Origin of the sequence: Micromonospora sp. ANENR4, from assembly GCF_015354395.1 — a bacterium.
Lineage (GTDB): Bacteria > Actinomycetota > Actinomycetes > Mycobacteriales > Micromonosporaceae > Micromonospora > Micromonospora aurantiaca.
The window spans coordinates 236,612-253,273 of sequence record NZ_JADKYQ010000004.1; the positions used below are offsets into that span (position 1 = coordinate 236,612).

The window sequence follows — 16,662 nt, forward strand, 5'->3', positions numbered from 1 at the left end:
CCCGGGCCGGCGCCGGTCCTACGCCGGCAGCGGCCGGCGCGGCCAGTCCAGTGCCCGCGCGCCGAGCACTGCGGCGTGCAGCGTGAACCGGTCCCGCGCGTCGGCGGGGTCGTAGCCGCTCAACGCCCGGATCCGGGCCAGCCGGTAGGTGACCGTGCGCACCGACACGTGCAGCCGGCGGGCGGCCTCGGTCGACACCTCGCCGCAGGCGAAGTACTCGGTGAGCGTGTCCAGCAGCGGCTCGGCGCCACCACGCGCCTGGGCCAGCGGCGTCAGCACCGCCCGTACCAGGTCGACCATGGCGGGCTGGTCGCGCAGCAGCACGCGGTAGATCAGCAGGTCGTGCGCGTCGATCACGGATGCCTCGCTGTGCAGGCGGCGCGCCGTGGTGAGCGCCTCCCGGGCCTCCTCGTACGAGCGGGCGATGCCGTAGACGCCGGGGTGCGGACGGCCCACCGCCACCTGCCACGGCCGGCCCCGCACCAGGCGGTCCAGCTCACCGTGCATCAACGAGCCGAGGTTGCCGGTCGCGCCGGCGCCGCGGCCCCGGTCGGCGGTCACGGGATCCGCCGGGGCGATCACCACGAGCAGTCCTTCCTTCGTGGCCACCAGCACGTCCCGGTCACCGAGCCGGTCGAAGATGACCCGCTCCAGCGCGCTGATCGCCGCCTCGGTGTCCGGCAGCCGCCGGCCGGGCGCGGCCAGCGCGACCTGGTGCACCCGGGCCAGGTCCAGGCCGAACGGCTCGGCCCGTTCCACCAGCCCGCCCAGGTCGGAGTCGCCGCGCAGCAGGTCGTCGACGAGTTCCCGGCGCAACGACTCCTCCCGCCGGACCAGTTCCCGGCGGGCCACCGCGTACCCCTCGGCGAGCGTGGCCACCGCGGTGTCGACCACGTGCAGCACGGCGTCGGCGGCGGCGCGGACCGCCTCGCTGTCGTCTGACCGGTCCAGGTGCGGCAGTTGCCGCCAGACGCGCCGCGCCGCGGAGAGGTAGAGACGTACCGCCCGGCCGGCGGAGATCCCCTGCTCGGCGGCGCGCCGGCCCAGCGCGCCGACCGCGTCGAGTTCGGCGCGGCGCGGGCGGCGGCCGGTCACCGCCGCGTCGGTCAGCAGCCGCAGGTAGTCGCCGAGCAACTCCACCGGCACGCCACCGGCGTCGGCGCCCGCCGCGCGGGCCACCTCGGCCAGCCACTGCTCGTCCTCGCCGCCCGCGACCGGCGCCGGACGGCGGGCGCTGTCGGTCATCGCGGTCCCCCCGGGCGGGGCCGGCACCGGACGCCGGCCCATCGCATCAGCCTAGGCGGGCCGTCCGGCGACCGGCCCGCGTGCGCCGCCTGTGTCATGCCCGCGACGACGGGTCGATCACCAGCGCCGGGCCGGTGCGCCGCCCGCCCCGGGGCCCGCGGGTCAGCAGCTCCGCGGCCCGCGCCGGGTCGTCGCCGGCGGCCACCTGATCGAGTACGTGCAGCCAGCGCTCGCGGTGCGCGTCGGTGAAGCCGGTGCCGACGACGGCGATCCGGCGGCCGGTGACCGGGCCGGGCGCGGCGTGCCCGCCCGGCTCGGTGGACCCGATCGCCGGCCCGGCCGGCACTCCTGCGGGGTCGGCGCGGTCCCCGGCGACGACGACGAGATCCGGTGATCCGCACCGGATCGCGCGGACCGATCCGGCGCGGTCCACCTCCATGATCGTGGCGCGCAGGTGCCCCGCCGGGGCGAGGTCGCGGACCACCTTCTCGAGCGCGCCGGCCAGGTGCGGCACGGTGCGCCGCGGTCCGGCGGCGGCCCGGCGGAACGCCTGCTCGATCGCCCGGCGTCCGGCGGGCGTGTCCAGCGCGGCGCCGGTGACAGTGCCGAGCAGGACGCGCAGCCCGCCACCGCGGACCGGTACGGCGGCGCCGATCTCGCCGGTCGTACCGCAGATCGCCAGCGCGGCGCTTCCCGGCCCGGCGGGCACGGTGAACACCGCGACGTCCGGCGGCGCGGCGGCGCGCGTCACCGCAGCGGTCCGCGTCCGGCGGCGCGCCCAGGCCAGGAGCGGCACCGCGGCCAGGCCGGCCGCCGAGGCGAGCAGCGCCTGCGGATCACTGCGGTGGCCGGGGACCACCGGTACGACGACGGACAGCGCGACCAGCACGCCCGCCCACGCCGACACCAGCGCCGCGACCCGGGGCCGGGCGGAGACGCCGAGCAGTCCCGGCAGCAGCACCCAGCCGACCGGCGTGCTGACCTCGGCGAGGCCCATCAGCATCGCGTTCCCGGTGGTGCCCGCCAGGGCGGCTCGCATCGGCAGCACGCCGACAACCCTATCGGGGCGACCGCCGGACGCCGACCGGTGTACCGGGCAAAGCAAACCTCACTCCTTACCCGAAACGCAGCGGAGCCGACACGACACGTTCGCGTGATTCTCTCGACATACCGCCTCGCCGAATCGCCGGTTAGGGTTGACGTACCGCAGGTCGATCTTGAGGAGTGTGTGTGCTGGTTCTGGTGGCGGTCCATGCGTTCGCAGCCGTGACCGCCCCCGTGCTGGTACGCCTCCTCGGTCGGCGGGCTCTCTACCTGCTGGCGGCCGTCCCGGCGGCGGCCCTGATCTGGGCGGTGACCCGCACCGAACCGGTCCGCGCGGGCCGGCCCGTCGTCGAGACCGTCACCTGGGTGCCGCAGCTCGGTCTGGAACTCGCACTGCGCATGGGCACGCTGTCCTGGCTGCTGGTGCTGCTCGTCGGTGGGGTCGGCGCCCTCGTGCTGGCCTACAGCGCGCGCTACTTCCGTTCCGACGATCCCGGCCTCGGCCGGTTCGCCGCGGTGTTCGTCGCGTTCGCCGGCGCGATGCTCGGCCTGGTGGTCTCCGACGACCTGCTGCTGCTGTACGTGTTCTGGGAACTCACCACCGTCTTCTCGTACCTGCTGATCGGCAGCGACCCGACCAAGCGGGCCAGCCGCCGCGCGGCGATGCAGGCGCTGCTGGTGACCACGCTGGGCGGCCTGGCGATGCTCGCCGGGTTCGTGATGCTCGGCCAGCACGCCGGCTCGTACCGGTGGTCGGAGATCGCCGGGAACCTGCCCGAGGGCGGCTACCTCACCGTCGCGCTGGTGCTCGTCCTGCTCGGCGTGACCAGCAAGTCGGCGATCTTCCCGTTCAGCTTCTGGCTGCCGCGCGCGATGGCCGCGCCCACGCCGGTCAGCGCATACCTGCACGCCGCCGCGATGGTCAAAGCGGGCGTGTTCCTGGCCGCGCTGATGGGCCCGGCGGTGGGCCAGACCACCGTGTGGCGCGGCGTCCTGCTGGCCGGCGGCCTGATCACGCTGTTCCTCGGCGGCTGGACGGCGCTGCGGCAGGTCGACCTGAAGCTGCTGCTGGCGTACGGCACGGTGAGCCAGCTCGGCCTGCTCATGGTGATCCTCGGCGCGGGCACCCGGGACACGGCGCTGGCCGGCGCCGCGATGCTGCTGGCGCACGCCCTGTTCAAAGCCACACTGTTCCTCGTCGTCGGCGTCGTCGATCACGTCACCGGCACCCGCGACCTGCGGGAGCTCAGCGGGCTGGGCCGGCGCGCGCCGGTTCTGGCGGCGGTCGCCGGACTCGCGGCCGCCTCGATGGCGGGCCTGCCGCCGCTGATCGGCTTCGTGGCCAAGGAAGCAGCGCTCGAGGCGTTCCTGCACGGCGGCACCACCGAACTGGTCGTGCTCGCCGGGGTGGTGGCCGGCTCGGCGCTGACCGTCGCGTACACCGCGCGGTTCCTGTGGGGCGCGTTCGCCGCCAAGCCCGGCGTCGCGGAGACCCGGCCGCACCGGATCGAGCCGGCGTTCATCGGCCCGGCGGCGGTGCTCGCCCTCGCCGGTCTCGCGGTCGGCGTCCTCGCCCCGGCGGTGGACCGGGTGCTGGCCCCGTACGCCGATCAGTTCCCGACCGCCGACCCCGGCTACCACCTGGCCCTCTGGCACGGCCTGACCCCGGCGCTGGGCCTGTCGGCGCTGGCGGTGACCGCCGGTCTCGGGCTGTTCCTGCTGCTGCACCGGCGCCGGCCCCACCTGCCGCGGCTGCCGTTCGACGGTGCCACCGGCTACGACCGGCTGGCCGGCGCGGTCGACCGCGCGGCGGTCGAGCTGACCGGCGCCACCCAGCGCGGCTCGCTGCCCTTCTACCTCGGCGTCATCCTGCTGGTGCTGGTCGTGCTGCCCGGTGGCGCGGTGCTCGCCGGCGCGCCGTGGGTCAGCCGGTTCCAGCTCTGGGACACCCCGTTGCAGGCCGTCGCCGGCGCGGTCATCGTGGTCGCGGCACTGGTGGCCGCGCGCGCCCGCCGCCGGCTGACCGCGATGATCCTGGTCGGCGTGACCGGCTACGGCACGGCGCTGATGTTCATCCTGCACGGCGCGCCCGACCTCGCGCTCACCCAGTTCCTGGTGGAGACCGTCACGATCGTGATGTTCGTGCTGGTGCTGCGTCGCCTGCCGCGCCGGTTCTCGGCCCGCCCGATCCGCGCCACCCGGCGGTTCCGGGTCGCGCTCGGCGTCGCCGTCGGCGTGGTCACCGCCGGGATGGCGTACGTGGCCGCGGGAAGCCGGACCGCCACGCCGATCTCGGTCGGCTTCCCGGACGAGGCCGTCTCCTACGGCGGCGGCAAGAACGTCGTCAACGTGACGCTCGTCGACATCCGGGCCTGGGACACGATGGGCGAGATCGCCGTGCTGGTGGTGGCCGCCACCGGCGTGGCCAGTCTGATCTTCCGCCGCTCCCGCGCGCTGGACCTGCGCAGCGGCATCCCCGGCGCCGGCCGGCAGCAGTCGTCGCGCCCGCGCTGGCTGACCAGCGGCGCGACGTCCCGGCAGCAGTCGGTGATCCTCCAGGTGGTCACCCGCCTGCTCTTCCACGCCATCCTGCTGTTCTCGATCTACCTGCTCTTCTCCGGCCACAACGCCCCCGGTGGCGGCTTCGCCGCCGGGCTGGTCGCCGGGCTGGGACTCGCCGTGCGATACCTGGCGGGCGGGCGTACCGAACTCAACGGCGCCGCACCCGTCGACGCCGGCCTGGTGCTCGGCGCGGGCCTGTTCGTCGCGGTCGGCACCGGCGTGGCCGCGATGCTGCTGGGCGGCGAGTTCCTGCAGAGCGCGACGCTCGACTTCCACCTGCCGCTGCTGGGCCACGTGCACTTCGTGACGTCGGTCTTCTTCGACGTCGGCGTCTACCTCATCGTGGTCGGCCTCGTCCTGGACATCCTGCGCAGCCTGGGCGCCGAGATGGACCGCCAGGAGGAGGTCGACGAACAGGAGACCGAACCGGCCGGCGTACGGGAAGAGGAGCTGGTGTGAGCCCGAACATCCCCAACCTGGTCTACGTCGTGGTCATCGGCGTCCTGTTCGCCACCGGCGTCACCCTGCTGCTGGAACGCAGCCTCACCCGTGTCCTGATGGGGGTCATCCTGCTCGGCAACGGCGCCAACCTGCTGCTGCTCACCGGCGGCCGGGCCGGCGGCCCGCCGATCGTCGGCACCACCGTCCAGGAGGACATGTCCGACCCGCTGCCCCAGGCGATGGTGCTGACCGCGATCGTGATCACGCTCGGCATGACCGCGTTCCTGCTCGCGCTGGCCTATCGGAGCTGGCACCTCAACGGGCACGACGAGGTGCAGGACGACGTCGAGGACCGCCGGATCATGGAGCTGGCCGACCGGGACGAGGGCCCGGGCACCTCGGACTCGGACACCGTCGACGCCGCCGACGGCAGCCCCGAGGCCCGGGTGCTCGCCGCCGGTGAGGCGGAGGCCGTCCGATGACCTGGCTCGTCCCGCTGCCGGTGGTGATGCCGCTGCTCGGCGCCGCCCTCACCCTGCTGCTCGCCCGCCGGGCCCGCGCCCAGCGGTGGGTCAGCATCATCGTGCTCGCCGCCACCGTCGCGGTGGCCGCGATGCTCCTGGTCCGCTCCTCGCTGGACGGCCCGCTCGTGGTGGAGGTGGGCGGCTGGGTGGCGCCGATGGGCATCGTGCTCGTCGCCGACCAGCTCGCCGCGCTGATGCTCGTGGTGTCCGCCTCGGTCACCCTGTGCGTGCTCGTCTACTCCATCGGGCAGGGCATGGCCGACGGCAACGAGGAGACGCCGCTGTCGGTCTACCACCCGACCTACCTGGTGCTGACCGCCGGCGTGTGCAACGCCTTCCTCTCCGGCGATCTGTTCAACCTCTACGTCGGCTTCGAGATCCTCCTGGTGGCGAGCTACGTGCTGCTCACGCTGGGCAGCACCGAGACGCGGATCCGGGCCGGCACCACGTACGTCGTGGTCAGCCTGCTCTCGTCGCTGATCTTCCTGGTGGCGATCGGTCTGGTCTACTCCGCCACCGGCACGCTGAACCTGGCGCAGCTCGCCGACCGCCTGGACGCGCTGCCCGACGACATCCGCCTGGTGCTGCAGGGCATGCTGCTGCTCGCCTTCGGCATCAAGGCGGCGGTGTTCCCGCTGTCGGCGTGGTTGCCGGACAGCTATCCGACCGCGCCCGCGCCTGTCACGGCGGTCTTCGCCGGCCTGCTCACCAAGGTCGGCGTGTACGCGATCATCCGGACCGAGACGCTGCTGTTCCCCGGCGGCCGCACCGCCGACCTGCTCATGGTGATAGCGGCGCTGACCATGGTGGTGGGCATCCTCGGCGCGGTCGCGCAGTCGGACATCAAACGGCTGCTGTCGTTCACGCTGGTCAGCCACATCGGGTACATGCTGTTCGGGGTCGGCCTGACCACCCCGCTCGGCCTGTCCGCGGCGATCTTCTACGTGGTGCACCACATCACCATCCAGACCACGCTGTTCCTCGCCGCCGGCCTGGTCGAGCGACGCGGCGGCAGCACCGCGCTGGACCGCCTCGGCGGCCTGGCCCGGCTGTCACCACTGCTGGCGGTGCTGTTCTTCGTGCCCGCGCTGAACCTGGCCGGCATACCACCGTTCTCCGGGTTCCTCGGCAAGCTCGGCCTGGTCCAGGCCGGCGTGGACGACGGCGGGTTCCTGGCCTGGTCGCTCGTCGCCGGGGGACTGCTCACCAGCCTGCTCACGCTCTACGCCATCGCCCGGGTGTGGAACCTCGCCTTCTGGCGGGCGCCGCACGCGGACATGCCGCAGCCCGGCGACGCCGAGCAGGCGGCCCGCACCGACGGCGCCGAGCAGCCGCACGACGGCCCGTCGCCGGCCGGTGCGGTGCTGCCCCGGCTGATGACCGTGTCCACCGCCGCCCTCGTGGTGCTCGGCCTGGCGTTGACGGTGGTGGCCGGGCCGCTGTTCGACATCAGCACCGACGCCGCCGACGACCTGTTGCGCCGTGCCCCGTACGTCGAGGCCGTGTTCCCGGAGGGACCGCCGTGACCAGTCAGCCGAAAGCGCCGCTGACCCGCCGTGACCGCTGGCGCAACCGGGCCATCGCGGTGACCGGCCTGGTCACCGTCTGGGTGCTGTTGTGGGGCACCTTCAGCTGGGCCAACGTGATCAGCGGACTCGTGGTCGCGGCGGTGCTGCTGGTCGTCTTCCCGCTTCCCCCTGTCACGTTCGCCGGCCGGATCCGGCCGGTACCGCTTCTGCGGTTCGTGATCCGCTTCCTGTACGACCTGGTGGTCGCGTCCGCCCAGGTGGCCTGGCTGGCCGTCCGGCCCGGGCACCCGCACTCGGCGATCATCGCGGTGCGCCTGCGGGTGAACACCGACCTCAACCTCACCCTCAACGCCGAGGCGCTGTCGCTGGTGCCGGGCAGCCTCATCCTGGAGGCCGACCGGAGTACCGGGACGCTCTACGTGCACGTCATCGGGATCCGGAGCCCCGACGAGGTGGAACGGTTCCGGCGCAGCGTGCTCGAGCTGGAGGCGCGCATCGTCGCCGCCGTCGGCTCGGTCGAGGAGCGCGACCGGATCCGCCACGACGAGGCCGAACCCTCCGGTTCGGTCGAACTGGAAGGAGCACCGACGTGACCGTCGTCGCCGTGATCGTCACCGCGCTGCTCGTCGCGGCCGGTGGACTCACCCTCGTCCGCATCATCCGCGGGCCGTCCATCCTCGACCGGGCCGTCGCCACCGACGTGCTGCTCGCCGTCGCGGTCGCGGCCATCGCCACCGAGGCGGCCTACAGCCGGGACGCCACCGCGCTGCCGGTCCTCGTCGTCCTCGCCCTCGTCGGTTTCGTCGGATCGGTGAGCGTCGCCCGGTTCGCGTCCCGGAGAAGCACGAAGTGACCGCCGACGCGATCCTGGACATCGTCGCCGGCGTCTGCCTGATCGCCGGCGCGCTGCTCTGCCTCGCCGCGGGCATCGCGCTGGTCCGCTTCCCGGACGTGCTGTCGCGGATGCACGCGGCGGCCAAGCCCCAGGTGCTCGGGCTGCTGCTGGTGCTGCTCGGCTGCGCGCTGCGGCTGCGTACCGGGGTGGACATCACCACGCTGGTCCTGGTCGGCCTGTTCCAGCTCGCCACCGCCCCGGTCGCGGCGCACATGGTCGGGCGGACCGCGTACCCGCACGACGACATCCGGCGGGACCTGCTGATCACCGACGAGCTGGCCGACCACATCGACCGGATCCGCGCGGACCGGGCCGGTGAGCCGGAGGAGACGGCGCCGGTCCGCACGTCCTGACCCTCCGTACGAGCGCCGAGGCAGGGGAGCCCATGAGCGGCACGGTCTACGAGAACGCCCGCATCCACACCCTCGACCCGGACCGCCCGTACGCCGAGGCGATGCTGGTCCGCGGCGAGCGGATCGTCGCCGTCGGTGACCTCGCCGACTGCCGGGACCGGGCCGGCGGCGGCGCGCGGCGGGTCGACCTCGGCGGGGCGGCCGTGCTGCCCGGGCTGATCGACAGCCACATCCACGCGGCGTCCTACGTGCGCGGGCTGGACCAGGTGGACCTGCGCGGCACGGCGAGCCTCGACGAGGCGCTGACCCGGATCGCGGGACACGCCGCCGCGCTGCCGCCGGACGCCTGGCTGCTCGGCGGCGGGTGGGACAGCAACAGATGGACCCGGCCGGTGCAGCCGGCCCGCACCGACCTGGACCGGGTCTGCCCGGACCGGCCGGCGGCGCTGCCGAGCATCGACGGCCACACCATCTGGGTGAACACCGCCGCCCTGGCCCGCCTCGGCATCGACGCCGCCACCCCCGACCCGCCCGGCGGGCAGATCGCGCGGGACGAGCACGGCGAGCCGACCGGCATCCTGCGCGAGGCGGCGGCCGACGCGGCGTACGCGGTGGTGCGCTCCCCGCACGCCGGTGACCTGGTGGCGCAGCTCCGCGCCCACCTGCCCCGGCTGCTCGCCGCCGGTCTGACCGGCATCCACGACCTCGACGGGCAGGACGCCCGCGCCGCCTACGAGACGCTGTACGCCCGGGGCGAGCTGCCGCTGCGGGTGCACAAGACGATCCCCGCCACCGCCCTGGACGAGGCGATCGACGCCGGCTGGGCCACCGGGGACGGGGACCGCTGGCTGAGCACCGGCCCGGTGAAGATCTTCACCGACGGCGCGCTCGGCTCGCACACCTGCCTGATGACCGAGCCGTACGACGGGGAACCCGGCAACCACGGCATCGCCGTCACCCCGGCCGAGGAGTTCGAGCGGCTGGTGGCGACCGCCGCCGGGGCGGGGATCGCGGTGGCGGCGCACGCCATCGGCGACGCGGCGAACCGGATGGTGCTGCGGGCGTACGCACGCTGGCGCGAGTCGGCCGGCCCCGGCCCGGTGGCGCGGCTGCGGCACCGGATCGAGCACACCCAGCACCTGCTGCCGGACGACGTCCCGCTGCTCGCCCGCCACGGCGTGATCGCCTCGATGCAGCCCACGCACTGCACCAGCGACATCCCGCTCACCACCCGGATGCTCGCCGGCCGGGGCCTGGCGTCGTACGCCTGGCGCAGCCTGCTCGACGCCGGGGCGACTGTGGCGTTCGGGTCGGACGCCCCGGTGGAGGACCCCGACCCGTTCTTCGGCATCCACGCCGCGGTGACCCGGCAGCAGCCCGGCGGCACCCCACCCGGCGGCGTCGACCCGCACGAGCGGCTCGACCTGGACGCCGCGCTGCGCTGCTTCACCGAGGCCGGAGCGTACGCCTCCTACGAGGAGCACCTGAAGGGCCGGCTGCGCCCCGGCATGCTCGCCGACTTCATCGTGCTGCCCACCGACCCGTACCGGGCCAGGTGGGGTCCTTGACGGCCGGGTTCAGCTCGACCGGGGCGCTCCAGGTGGCGCCGTCGTCCCGGCTGGTGATGTAGCGCAGATGCATGCTGTTCGGGTCGTCGGCGGTGTTCAGGCCGGAGCCGCCGGACCAGAAGCTGATGCCGGGCCGGGGGGAGTAGGTGAAGAAGCAGTAGACGACGCCGGTGGCGCGGTCCACGAGCAGGCTGGGGTCGCCGACGCCCTCGCTGGTGGTGGGCGGCGCGTGGATGACGCGGGGCTGCTCGAAGGTGCGCCCGCCGTCGGTGCTGCGGATCATCACGATCTGGATGTTGTTGGTGCCGCCGCCGAGGTCGTACGAGCCGTTGACCCGGGCGTCGGCCACGGCGATGACGGTGCCGTTGTTGCTCACGGCCAGGCCGGGGATGCGGACCGAGGCGACGGTGCCGTTGTAGCGGCCGTTCGCGCCGTTGAGGTCGCGGATCACTGTCTGCGTGGTCAGCAGCGTGGTGGTGGCGAGCTGCGGGTTGCCGGCGGCGAGGTCGCAGGAGGTGGTGCCGCGCAGCGTGGTGTCGAAGCCCGGCGCGGTGACCCGCAGCGTGTACGGCGTGCCGGCGCCGATGGTCCAGTAGTGCAGGAAGTTGCCGCCGGCGGCGATGGTGCGGGTCCACGGCGAGCCGGTGCGTCCGGGCCAGGTGACGGTGAAGTCGCGGGCCGTCGTGGTGCGGTTCTCCAGCGCGAGCTGGAGGCGGCCGTTCGTGCAGTCGAAGCCGGCCAGCGCGGACATGCCAGTGCCGCAGTGGAAGATGCCGCCGGTGGTCTCGTCCAGGCCGGTCGGGGTCGTCGTGCGCAGTGTGTACGGCGTGCCGGGGGACAGCGTCCAGTACAGCTCGGCGCTGCCACCGGCGGCGACCGTGCGGGTCCACGGCGAGCCGGAGCGACCGGGCCAGGTGACGGTGTAGGTCTGCGTCGTGGCGCTGCGGTTGTCGAGGTCGAGCAGCAGCCAGCCGGCGGTGCAGTCGGCACCGACGGTGGCTGTCACACCGGCGGGGGCGGCGGCCTGGGCAGCGGTGGCGGGCAGTACGGAGAGGAGGGTGAGGGCGGCCACCGCGAGGACGGTTGCGCGGCGCGGTATGGCGCGGCGAGGGGACACGTGGTTCCTTCCGGACGGGGGAGGGGGAATCGGACTTAGCTATAAGACGTCAGATGTCCGATGTCTGCACGCTAGGCGGATTCACCCCGGCCCGTCAAGGATCGGTTGCGGTCGACGTCCCCGTCCGGCCCGGGGAGTCGTCAGCGGTCCGGTCCGTGCGTCTCGCCGAGCAGTGCCTCGCCCATCGCGGTGAGCCGGTGCAGCACCAGGTTGCCGTGCCGCTGGCTGGTGATCAGTCCGGCCTCGCGCAGGATGGTGGTGTGATGGCTGGTGGTGGCCGGCGAGATGCGGGCACGCCGGGCCAGCTCGCCGGTGGTGGCGCCGCTCGCGGCGGCGCGCAGGACCGCGACCCGGGTGTGGCCGAGCAGCGGACCGAGCCGGCGTTGCGGGCCGGCCGGCGGCGTCGGTTCCGCTCGCTGCCGGCGCGCCGGATAGACGAGCGTCGGCGGCAGGTCGGGGTCGGCCAGCGTGATCGGCGCGTGCCAGCAGAAGTACGACGGGACCAGCGTGATGCCCCGGCCGTCGAGATGCATGTCCCGGTCCTCCGGGTAGCCGTGCACGGACAGCACCGGCGGATCCCAGGAGGTCTCCGGGCTCAGGTCGTCGAGGATCTGCCCGGCGCCGTTGTCGAGGACCCAGGCCCCGCGCAGCGCCCGGTCGCCGGAGACGGCGGAGGTGATCTGCGTCCAGTAGGGAGCGAGCGCGACCCGGAAGTAGGCGCGCAGCGCGTCGCCGAGGCCGTGCCGGGCGGCGAGCCGGCCGGCTGCCAGGTCGCTCATCCACGCGCCGTCGACGGGCGTCACCATCCGCCCGAGTTCGGTGCGGATCCGCCGGGCCGGGGTGCCGAGCACCCGGTCGATCCCCTCGTCGAGGTCGGTGACGGGGCCCGGTGTGAGGAAGTCCGGGAAGTAGCGCTTGAGCGGCGCGACGGGCAGGAGCCGCTCGCGGACGACCGGGACGAGACCGGCGCGCTCCAGGTCCGGACGGATCTGCCGGTGCCACCGGGCGTAACCCGCGTAACCGGCCCGGGTCTGGAGGCGGTGCAGGCTACAGATGATCTCCCACAGTGGATCCGGCCGGGCCGCCAGCCGGGTGCGGCTGAGGTCCCCGGCCGTGAAGTGGATGCGTAGCGTCCCCATGACGCACAGTGTTCCGACGCGCGCCGCCGCGCTCAGTCTCGTCCACGACATTGACGTATATCGCTGGATTGGACGCGGCGGGGCGGCAGCCGCACGGCTGCCGCCCCGCCCTGTCCCAGCTCAGCCCGCGCTGCAGCTCGTACGCCACCGGTGGGAGGCGATGTTGTCGTTTGTGGTCTCCCCGTAGCCGCCCCGCGTGGAGCCCCAGTTGAAGGTGTGCTGGGTGAGGTTGTCCCACACCTCGCCGGCGCCGAGACACGCGTACGCGCCGGTGTAGTCGGGGTGGATGTAGAGGGCGACCGGCCGGCCGGTGTTGGAGTCGTTCCAGGCCGAGGACGCCAGGTTGCGCATGCTTGCCCGGTTGTTGTAGTCGCAGTTGGCGTTCTCCGCCGTGTTGATCGTGTCCCAGTTGTTGTCGGCGTTGTACCACCAGCACCACCGGCCGGCCCAGTTGGCGTCCTGGCTGACGTACAGGTAACCGCTGCCCGCGGCGGCACGCTGCGCCGTGTCCGCGTGCGGGGTCGGCCGGGGCGCGGCCTGGGCGGCGGTGGCGGTGAAGGCCAGCGCGGCTGCCGCCGCGACCACTGTGGCCAGCGCGGACCGTAGTGCTCTCATGGTGTTTCCCTTCAGTCGGGTCCTTCCGTGGCGGGCCGCCACGGACGTCGTGGGGGTGGGTCAGCCGGCGGCCAGCACGGCGCGTGCCAGCGGCAGCGCGGCGGCCTCCAGGCGGAGGCGTTCGGCGACCTCGGTGTGGAACCGCCTGTCGAGGGCGGCCCGATGCTCGGCGTCGAGCCGCCGGGCGAGCGGGCCGAGCCCGGTCCGGGCCGCACAGGTCGCCTCGGCCACCGCCAGCCTGATCTCGCCGGGCGTGGCGGAGCCGGCAGCCGGCTCGGGCACCGACGCGCGGGCCGATGCCGGGTCGGCCACGTCGTGCCCGTCGGCGTGCATGCACCGCCGCCACGCCCGTACGCCGTCGGCGTAGCGGGGGTCGGCGAGCACCCGGCCGACGCGCAGGCCGGCCAGGTTGTCCGTGACTTTCGTGGCGCGGTACCAGCCGGGCAGGTCGCGGTAGAGCTGCCGCTCCGCCTCGGACGTGCAGCTGTGGCTGCTGCGGCGCAGCACGCCGCCGGCCGGCAGCGTCGCGCGCAGGGCGTCGGGCTCGCCGGGGTCGCCGTTGACCGCGCGTACGGCGGCGGCGCCGCGTTCGGGGGGCAGCTCCCGGACGTACCGGGCGTTCGGGTCGGCCGCCATCGCCTCCTGGAGGCGGCGTTCCAGGGCGCCGCCGTATCCGTACCGGCGGGCGTAGGAGACGTCGTCGAGGCCGTACGGGAATTCTCGCAGCTCCGGCACCGGCTGCCGGGGAACCGGCCAGTAGCGGAAACCGCGACGCTGCATGCAGTCGCGGATCAGCACCTGCGTGGCGGCGTACCGCACGTCGGCGGCCGGGGCGGCGGCGGGCAGGACCGGTACGGCGGCGGCACTCACCGCGGGCGCGCGCTGACTCTCGGGCGGCGGCGCGACGTCCGGGCGCGCGCCCAGCGCCCCGGCCACCGCCGCCGCGAGGGCGGCGGGGACCGCGACGGCGTACCACCTCGACCGCGCTCGGCGCGACACCACCGCCATGACGTGCACCTCGGCTGTCCGGGGCGCCCGGTGCGCCCGTCAGAAGACAGCTTCGGTGCGGGGCGTGCGCCGGGACAGAGACCTTCGATCAGGCTCGAACGACAGGTCCCGGCGTACGGCGGATCAGGTCTGTGCGGCGCGGGCGATGCTCGCCCGGATGGGCGCGTAGTGCTCGGCGACGGCCGATCGCAGCGCCGCCGCGTCGGCGGCGGTGAGGGCGGCGACGATCGCCTGGTGCCGCTGGGCGGTGATGACCCGGTCCTCCGGCTCGGTCTGCAGCGTGGGCGCGACGATGGCCTGCACCTGCCAGAACGCCTCGGTGAGCTGGACCAGCAGGTCGTTGCCGAGGGGTTCCATCAGCTTCAGGTGGAAGGCGCGGTCGACGTCGAGGAAGTCCTCGCCCCGGGCGGCCCGGCTGTGCATCTCGTCGGCGAGCGCGGACAGCTCCGAACGGTGCCGCTCGTCCAGGGCGTCGATGACGGTGGCGGCCAGTCCCTGCTCCAGCGTCTGGCGGATGTCGACGACCTGGGCCAGTACGTGGTGGTCGTCCTCGCCGCTGAGCAGGCCGCGGAACGTCAGGCTCTCCACCAGGGCGTTGAGGGACATACGGCCGACGAACGTGCCGTGGCCGTGGCGCACCTCGACGATGTCGAGCGCGGAGAGGATCTTCACTGCCTCGCGGACGCTGGAGCGGCTGGCGCCGACGGCCTCGCACAGCTCCGTCTCGGTGGGCAGGAGGTTCCCCGGCTTGAGGCGGTTGCGCAGGATGTACTCCTTGATCCTGGTGGCGACCTCCTGCCGGCGAGGGCTGGGCCGCTCGGCGCCGCGTAGCGGACTGGCGTCAATGGTCGTCATCTGCCCCTTGCCCTTCGTTCCCGAATCTGACACCCTCACCCTACCGGCATCAGACGTCAGACGTCATACACCTTATGCTTCACATCCCCGAGCGCGAGCGGTCACGCGAGCGCATGAAGAGCCTATGGAGGCAGCTACGTGAGCACCACCGGTAAGCCGTCGAGGAGCCGGCGCGCCCTGCGCGGCCGCGTCCGCTCCCTGACCGTCGCCTCCCTCGCGGGCGGCCTCGCGGTCGCGCTGGCGGCCTGCAGTGGCGGTCCCGCCTCGACAAACGCCGTGGGCGACGGGAAGGGGGGCACGTCCATCGAGGCGACGCTGGCCTTCACGCTCTCCAGCGGTTTCGATCCCAGCAACGCCTCCTCGGCCGTGGCGACAGCGGTCAACCAGCACGTCTTCGAGGGCCTCGTCGACCTCGACCCGATCACGCGGGAACCCTACAACGCCCTGGCCAAGAGCGACCCGACCCCCGGGGCCGACGGCCGGACGTACACCGTGACGCTGCGTGACGGGGCGAAGTTCTCCGACGGCACCCCGGTCACCGCCGAGGACGTGGCCTGGTCCTTCACCCGCGTGCTCAAGCCCGCGGACCCGAAGGCGCCGCCGCTGATGCAGGGCTTCGTGTCGTTCCTGGACACCGTCACCGCCAAGGACGTGACGACCGTCGAGTTCACGCTGAAGTACCCGTTCGCGCTGTTCAGCGAGCGGATCTCGGTCATCAAGGTCGTCCCCAAGGCCAAGACCGGTGACCCGGCCGCGGCCAAGGCGTTCGACACCGCCCCGATCGGCTCCGGCCCGTTCAAGGTGGACAGCGCGTCCAAGGAATCCGGCATCAAGCTGAGCAAGAACGCGAACTACAACGGCCCGCGCGCCGCCAAGGTCGAGACGATGACGTGGAACACCACCACCGAGGCGTCGGCCCGTGTGTCGGACCTGCAGGGCGGCCGGGTGCAGGCCATCGAGGCCGTGCCGTACCTGAACGTGGACTCGCTCAAGGACAAGTACACGATCGACGTGAAGCAGGCCTTCAACCAGGTCTTCCTCATGTTCAACAACTCCGCCGCGCCGTTCAGCGACAAGCGGGTGCGCCAAGCCCTGCACTACGCCATCGACAAGGAGGCGGTCATCAAGACCGCGCTCAACGGCTACGGCAGCCCGGCGACGAGCTACCTCGACGAGGGCAACAAGGCCTACCAGAAGGCCGCCACCGTCTACGACTACAACCCGGACAAGGCCAAGGCCCTGCTCCAGGAGGCCGGCGTCACCAACCTGTCGTTCCGGCTCGACACCACCGACAGTTCGGTGGTCAAGGACGTCGCCCCGCTGGTCATCGAGCAGTGGAAGAAGATCGGCGTCAACGCCACGCTCAACACCGTGCCGTCCTCGGCCATCTACGGCGACATCGTCCCCAAGGACACCTTCCGGGTGCTCATGGCCACCGGTGACCCGAGCGTCTTCGGCGTCGACACCGACCTGCTGATGCGCTGGTACTACTTCGGCGAGACCTGGCCGGGCCAGCGCTACCGCTGGAGCGACGCCGACCGCAAGGCCATGAGCGACCTGCTCGACAAGGCCGCGCAGACCTCCGACGAGACGGCCCGCAAGGCGCTGTGGAAGCAGGCCCTGGACATGGCGGCGGACCAGGTGCCGCTGTACCCGATCCTGCACACCAAGGTCGTCACCGCGTACGACCCGGCCAAGGTGGACGGCTTCTCCGGCGCTTCCACCACCGGCCTGTACTTCCTGGGCACCGGCCGGACCGGCTGAGCC

15 protein-coding genes are annotated in these 16,662 nt (G+C 73.4%); 8 read left to right on the forward strand and 7 right to left on the reverse strand.

Going from position 1 to position 16,662, the window contains the following annotated elements:
- Nucleotides 1-18 precede the first annotated feature (18 nt).
- Together IRY44_RS09145 and IRY44_RS09150 are read right to left on the reverse strand one after the other, a co-directional pair.
- Nucleotides 19-1,245, reverse strand: a complete 1,227-nt coding sequence (locus IRY44_RS09145; RefSeq protein WP_194800003.1) for a CdaR family transcriptional regulator — start codon at nt 1,243-1,245, stop codon at nt 19-21.
- A 94-nt stretch (nt 1,246-1,339) separates the two neighbouring features.
- Nucleotides 1,340-2,284, reverse strand: a complete 945-nt coding sequence (locus IRY44_RS09150) for a hypothetical protein (protein ID WP_194800135.1) — start codon at nt 2,282-2,284, stop codon at nt 1,340-1,342.
- A 191-nt stretch (nt 2,285-2,475) separates the two neighbouring features.
- On the opposite strand from IRY44_RS09150, the gene IRY44_RS09155 reads away from it, so the two are divergent.
- From IRY44_RS09155 to IRY44_RS09185, 7 genes are read left to right on the forward strand one after another with little or no spacing between them, the layout of a single operon-like run.
- Nucleotides 2,476-5,310, forward strand: coding sequence for a Na+/H+ antiporter subunit A (locus IRY44_RS09155; RefSeq protein ID WP_194800004.1), 2,835 nt, complete (start codon nt 2,476-2,478; stop codon nt 5,308-5,310).
- Nucleotides 5,307-5,774: a Na(+)/H(+) antiporter subunit C gene (locus IRY44_RS09160; RefSeq protein WP_194800005.1), complete on the forward strand. Its 468-nt coding sequence runs from the start codon at nt 5,307-5,309 to the stop codon at nt 5,772-5,774. The genes IRY44_RS09155 and IRY44_RS09160 overlap by 4 nt, the downstream gene beginning before the upstream one ends.
- Nucleotides 5,771-7,342: a Na+/H+ antiporter subunit D gene (locus IRY44_RS09165; protein ID WP_194800006.1), complete on the forward strand. Its 1,572-nt coding sequence runs from the start codon at nt 5,771-5,773 to the stop codon at nt 7,340-7,342. Before IRY44_RS09160 ends, IRY44_RS09165 begins: the two co-directional genes overlap by 4 nt.
- Nucleotides 7,339-7,938, forward strand: a complete 600-nt coding sequence (locus IRY44_RS09170) for a Na+/H+ antiporter subunit E (RefSeq protein ID WP_194800007.1) — start codon at nt 7,339-7,341, stop codon at nt 7,936-7,938. The genes IRY44_RS09165 and IRY44_RS09170 overlap by 4 nt, the downstream gene beginning before the upstream one ends.
- Entirely contained in the window at nt 7,935-8,198 is a 264-nt protein-coding gene (locus IRY44_RS09175) for a monovalent cation/H+ antiporter complex subunit F (RefSeq protein ID WP_135239653.1), read from the forward strand. Before IRY44_RS09170 ends, IRY44_RS09175 begins: the two co-directional genes overlap by 4 nt.
- The gene (mnhG, locus tag IRY44_RS09180; protein ID WP_194800008.1) at nt 8,195-8,593 is read left to right on the forward strand and encodes a monovalent cation/H(+) antiporter subunit G; all 399 of its coding nucleotides are present in this window, start codon (nt 8,195-8,197) and stop codon (nt 8,591-8,593) included. Before IRY44_RS09175 ends, mnhG begins: the two co-directional genes overlap by 4 nt.
- 32 nt (nt 8,594-8,625) lie before the next feature.
- On the forward strand, nt 8,626-10,161 hold the full coding sequence (locus IRY44_RS09185) for an amidohydrolase (RefSeq protein WP_194800009.1): 1,536 nt from the start codon (nt 8,626-8,628) through the stop codon (nt 10,159-10,161).
- On the opposite strand, the gene IRY44_RS09190 is transcribed toward IRY44_RS09185, so the two are convergent.
- The 5 genes from IRY44_RS09190 to IRY44_RS09210 all read right to left on the reverse strand — a co-directional run bounded on the left by IRY44_RS09190 (nt 10,115) and on the right by IRY44_RS09210 (nt 14,895).
- The gene (locus tag IRY44_RS09190) at nt 10,115-11,233 is read right to left on the reverse strand and encodes a phospholipase domain-containing protein (protein ID WP_194800010.1); all 1,119 of its coding nucleotides are present in this window, start codon (nt 11,231-11,233) and stop codon (nt 10,115-10,117) included. The genes IRY44_RS09185 and IRY44_RS09190 overlap by 47 nt on opposite strands.
- A 185-nt stretch (nt 11,234-11,418) precedes the next feature.
- Complete coding sequence (locus tag IRY44_RS09195; protein ID WP_194800011.1) at nt 11,419-12,417, reverse strand: helix-turn-helix domain-containing protein; 999 nt, start codon at nt 12,415-12,417, stop codon at nt 11,419-11,421.
- 120 nt (nt 12,418-12,537) lie between these two features.
- On the reverse strand, nt 12,538-13,032 hold the full coding sequence (locus tag IRY44_RS09200) for a hypothetical protein (RefSeq protein WP_194800012.1): 495 nt from the start codon (nt 13,030-13,032) through the stop codon (nt 12,538-12,540).
- 60 nt (nt 13,033-13,092) lie between these two features.
- Nucleotides 13,093-14,040: a hypothetical protein gene (locus IRY44_RS09205; RefSeq protein ID WP_194800013.1), complete on the reverse strand. Its 948-nt coding sequence runs from the start codon at nt 14,038-14,040 to the stop codon at nt 13,093-13,095.
- Between the two features lie 123 nt (nt 14,041-14,163).
- The gene (locus tag IRY44_RS09210) at nt 14,164-14,895 is read right to left on the reverse strand and encodes a FadR/GntR family transcriptional regulator (protein WP_194800014.1); all 732 of its coding nucleotides are present in this window, start codon (nt 14,893-14,895) and stop codon (nt 14,164-14,166) included.
- Nucleotides 14,896-15,033: 138 nt separating this feature from the next.
- Between IRY44_RS09210 and IRY44_RS09215 the strand changes: the two genes are divergently transcribed.
- Complete coding sequence (locus tag IRY44_RS09215) at nt 15,034-16,659, forward strand: ABC transporter substrate-binding protein (protein ID WP_194800015.1); 1,626 nt, start codon at nt 15,034-15,036, stop codon at nt 16,657-16,659.
- Nucleotides 16,660-16,662: the final 3 nt, after the last annotated feature.

What these genes read in the sequence shown, in the direction of transcription:
- IRY44_RS09145 (WP_194800003.1), bottom strand. Translation starts at nt 1,245, where the DNA reads ATGACCGACAGCGCCCGCCGTCCGGCGCCGGTCGCGGGCGGCGAGGAC.
- IRY44_RS09150 (WP_194800135.1), bottom strand. Translation starts at nt 2,284, where the DNA reads ATGCGAGCCGCCCTGGCGGGCACCACCGGGAACGCGATGCTGATGGGC.
- IRY44_RS09165 (WP_194800006.1), top strand. Translation starts at nt 5,771, where the DNA reads ATGACCTGGCTCGTCCCGCTGCCGGTGGTGATGCCGCTGCTCGGCGCC.
- IRY44_RS09185 (WP_194800009.1), top strand. Translation starts at nt 8,626, where the DNA reads ATGAGCGGCACGGTCTACGAGAACGCCCGCATCCACACCCTCGACCCG.
- IRY44_RS09195 (WP_194800011.1), bottom strand. Translation starts at nt 12,417, where the DNA reads ATGGGGACGCTACGCATCCACTTCACGGCCGGGGACCTCAGCCGCACC.
- IRY44_RS09200 (WP_194800012.1), bottom strand. Translation starts at nt 13,032, where the DNA reads ATGAGAGCACTACGGTCCGCGCTGGCCACAGTGGTCGCGGCGGCAGCC.
- IRY44_RS09205 (WP_194800013.1), bottom strand. Translation starts at nt 14,040, where the DNA reads ATGGCGGTGGTGTCGCGCCGAGCGCGGTCGAGGTGGTACGCCGTCGCG.
- IRY44_RS09210 (WP_194800014.1), bottom strand. Translation starts at nt 14,895, where the DNA reads ATGACGACCATTGACGCCAGTCCGCTACGCGGCGCCGAGCGGCCCAGC.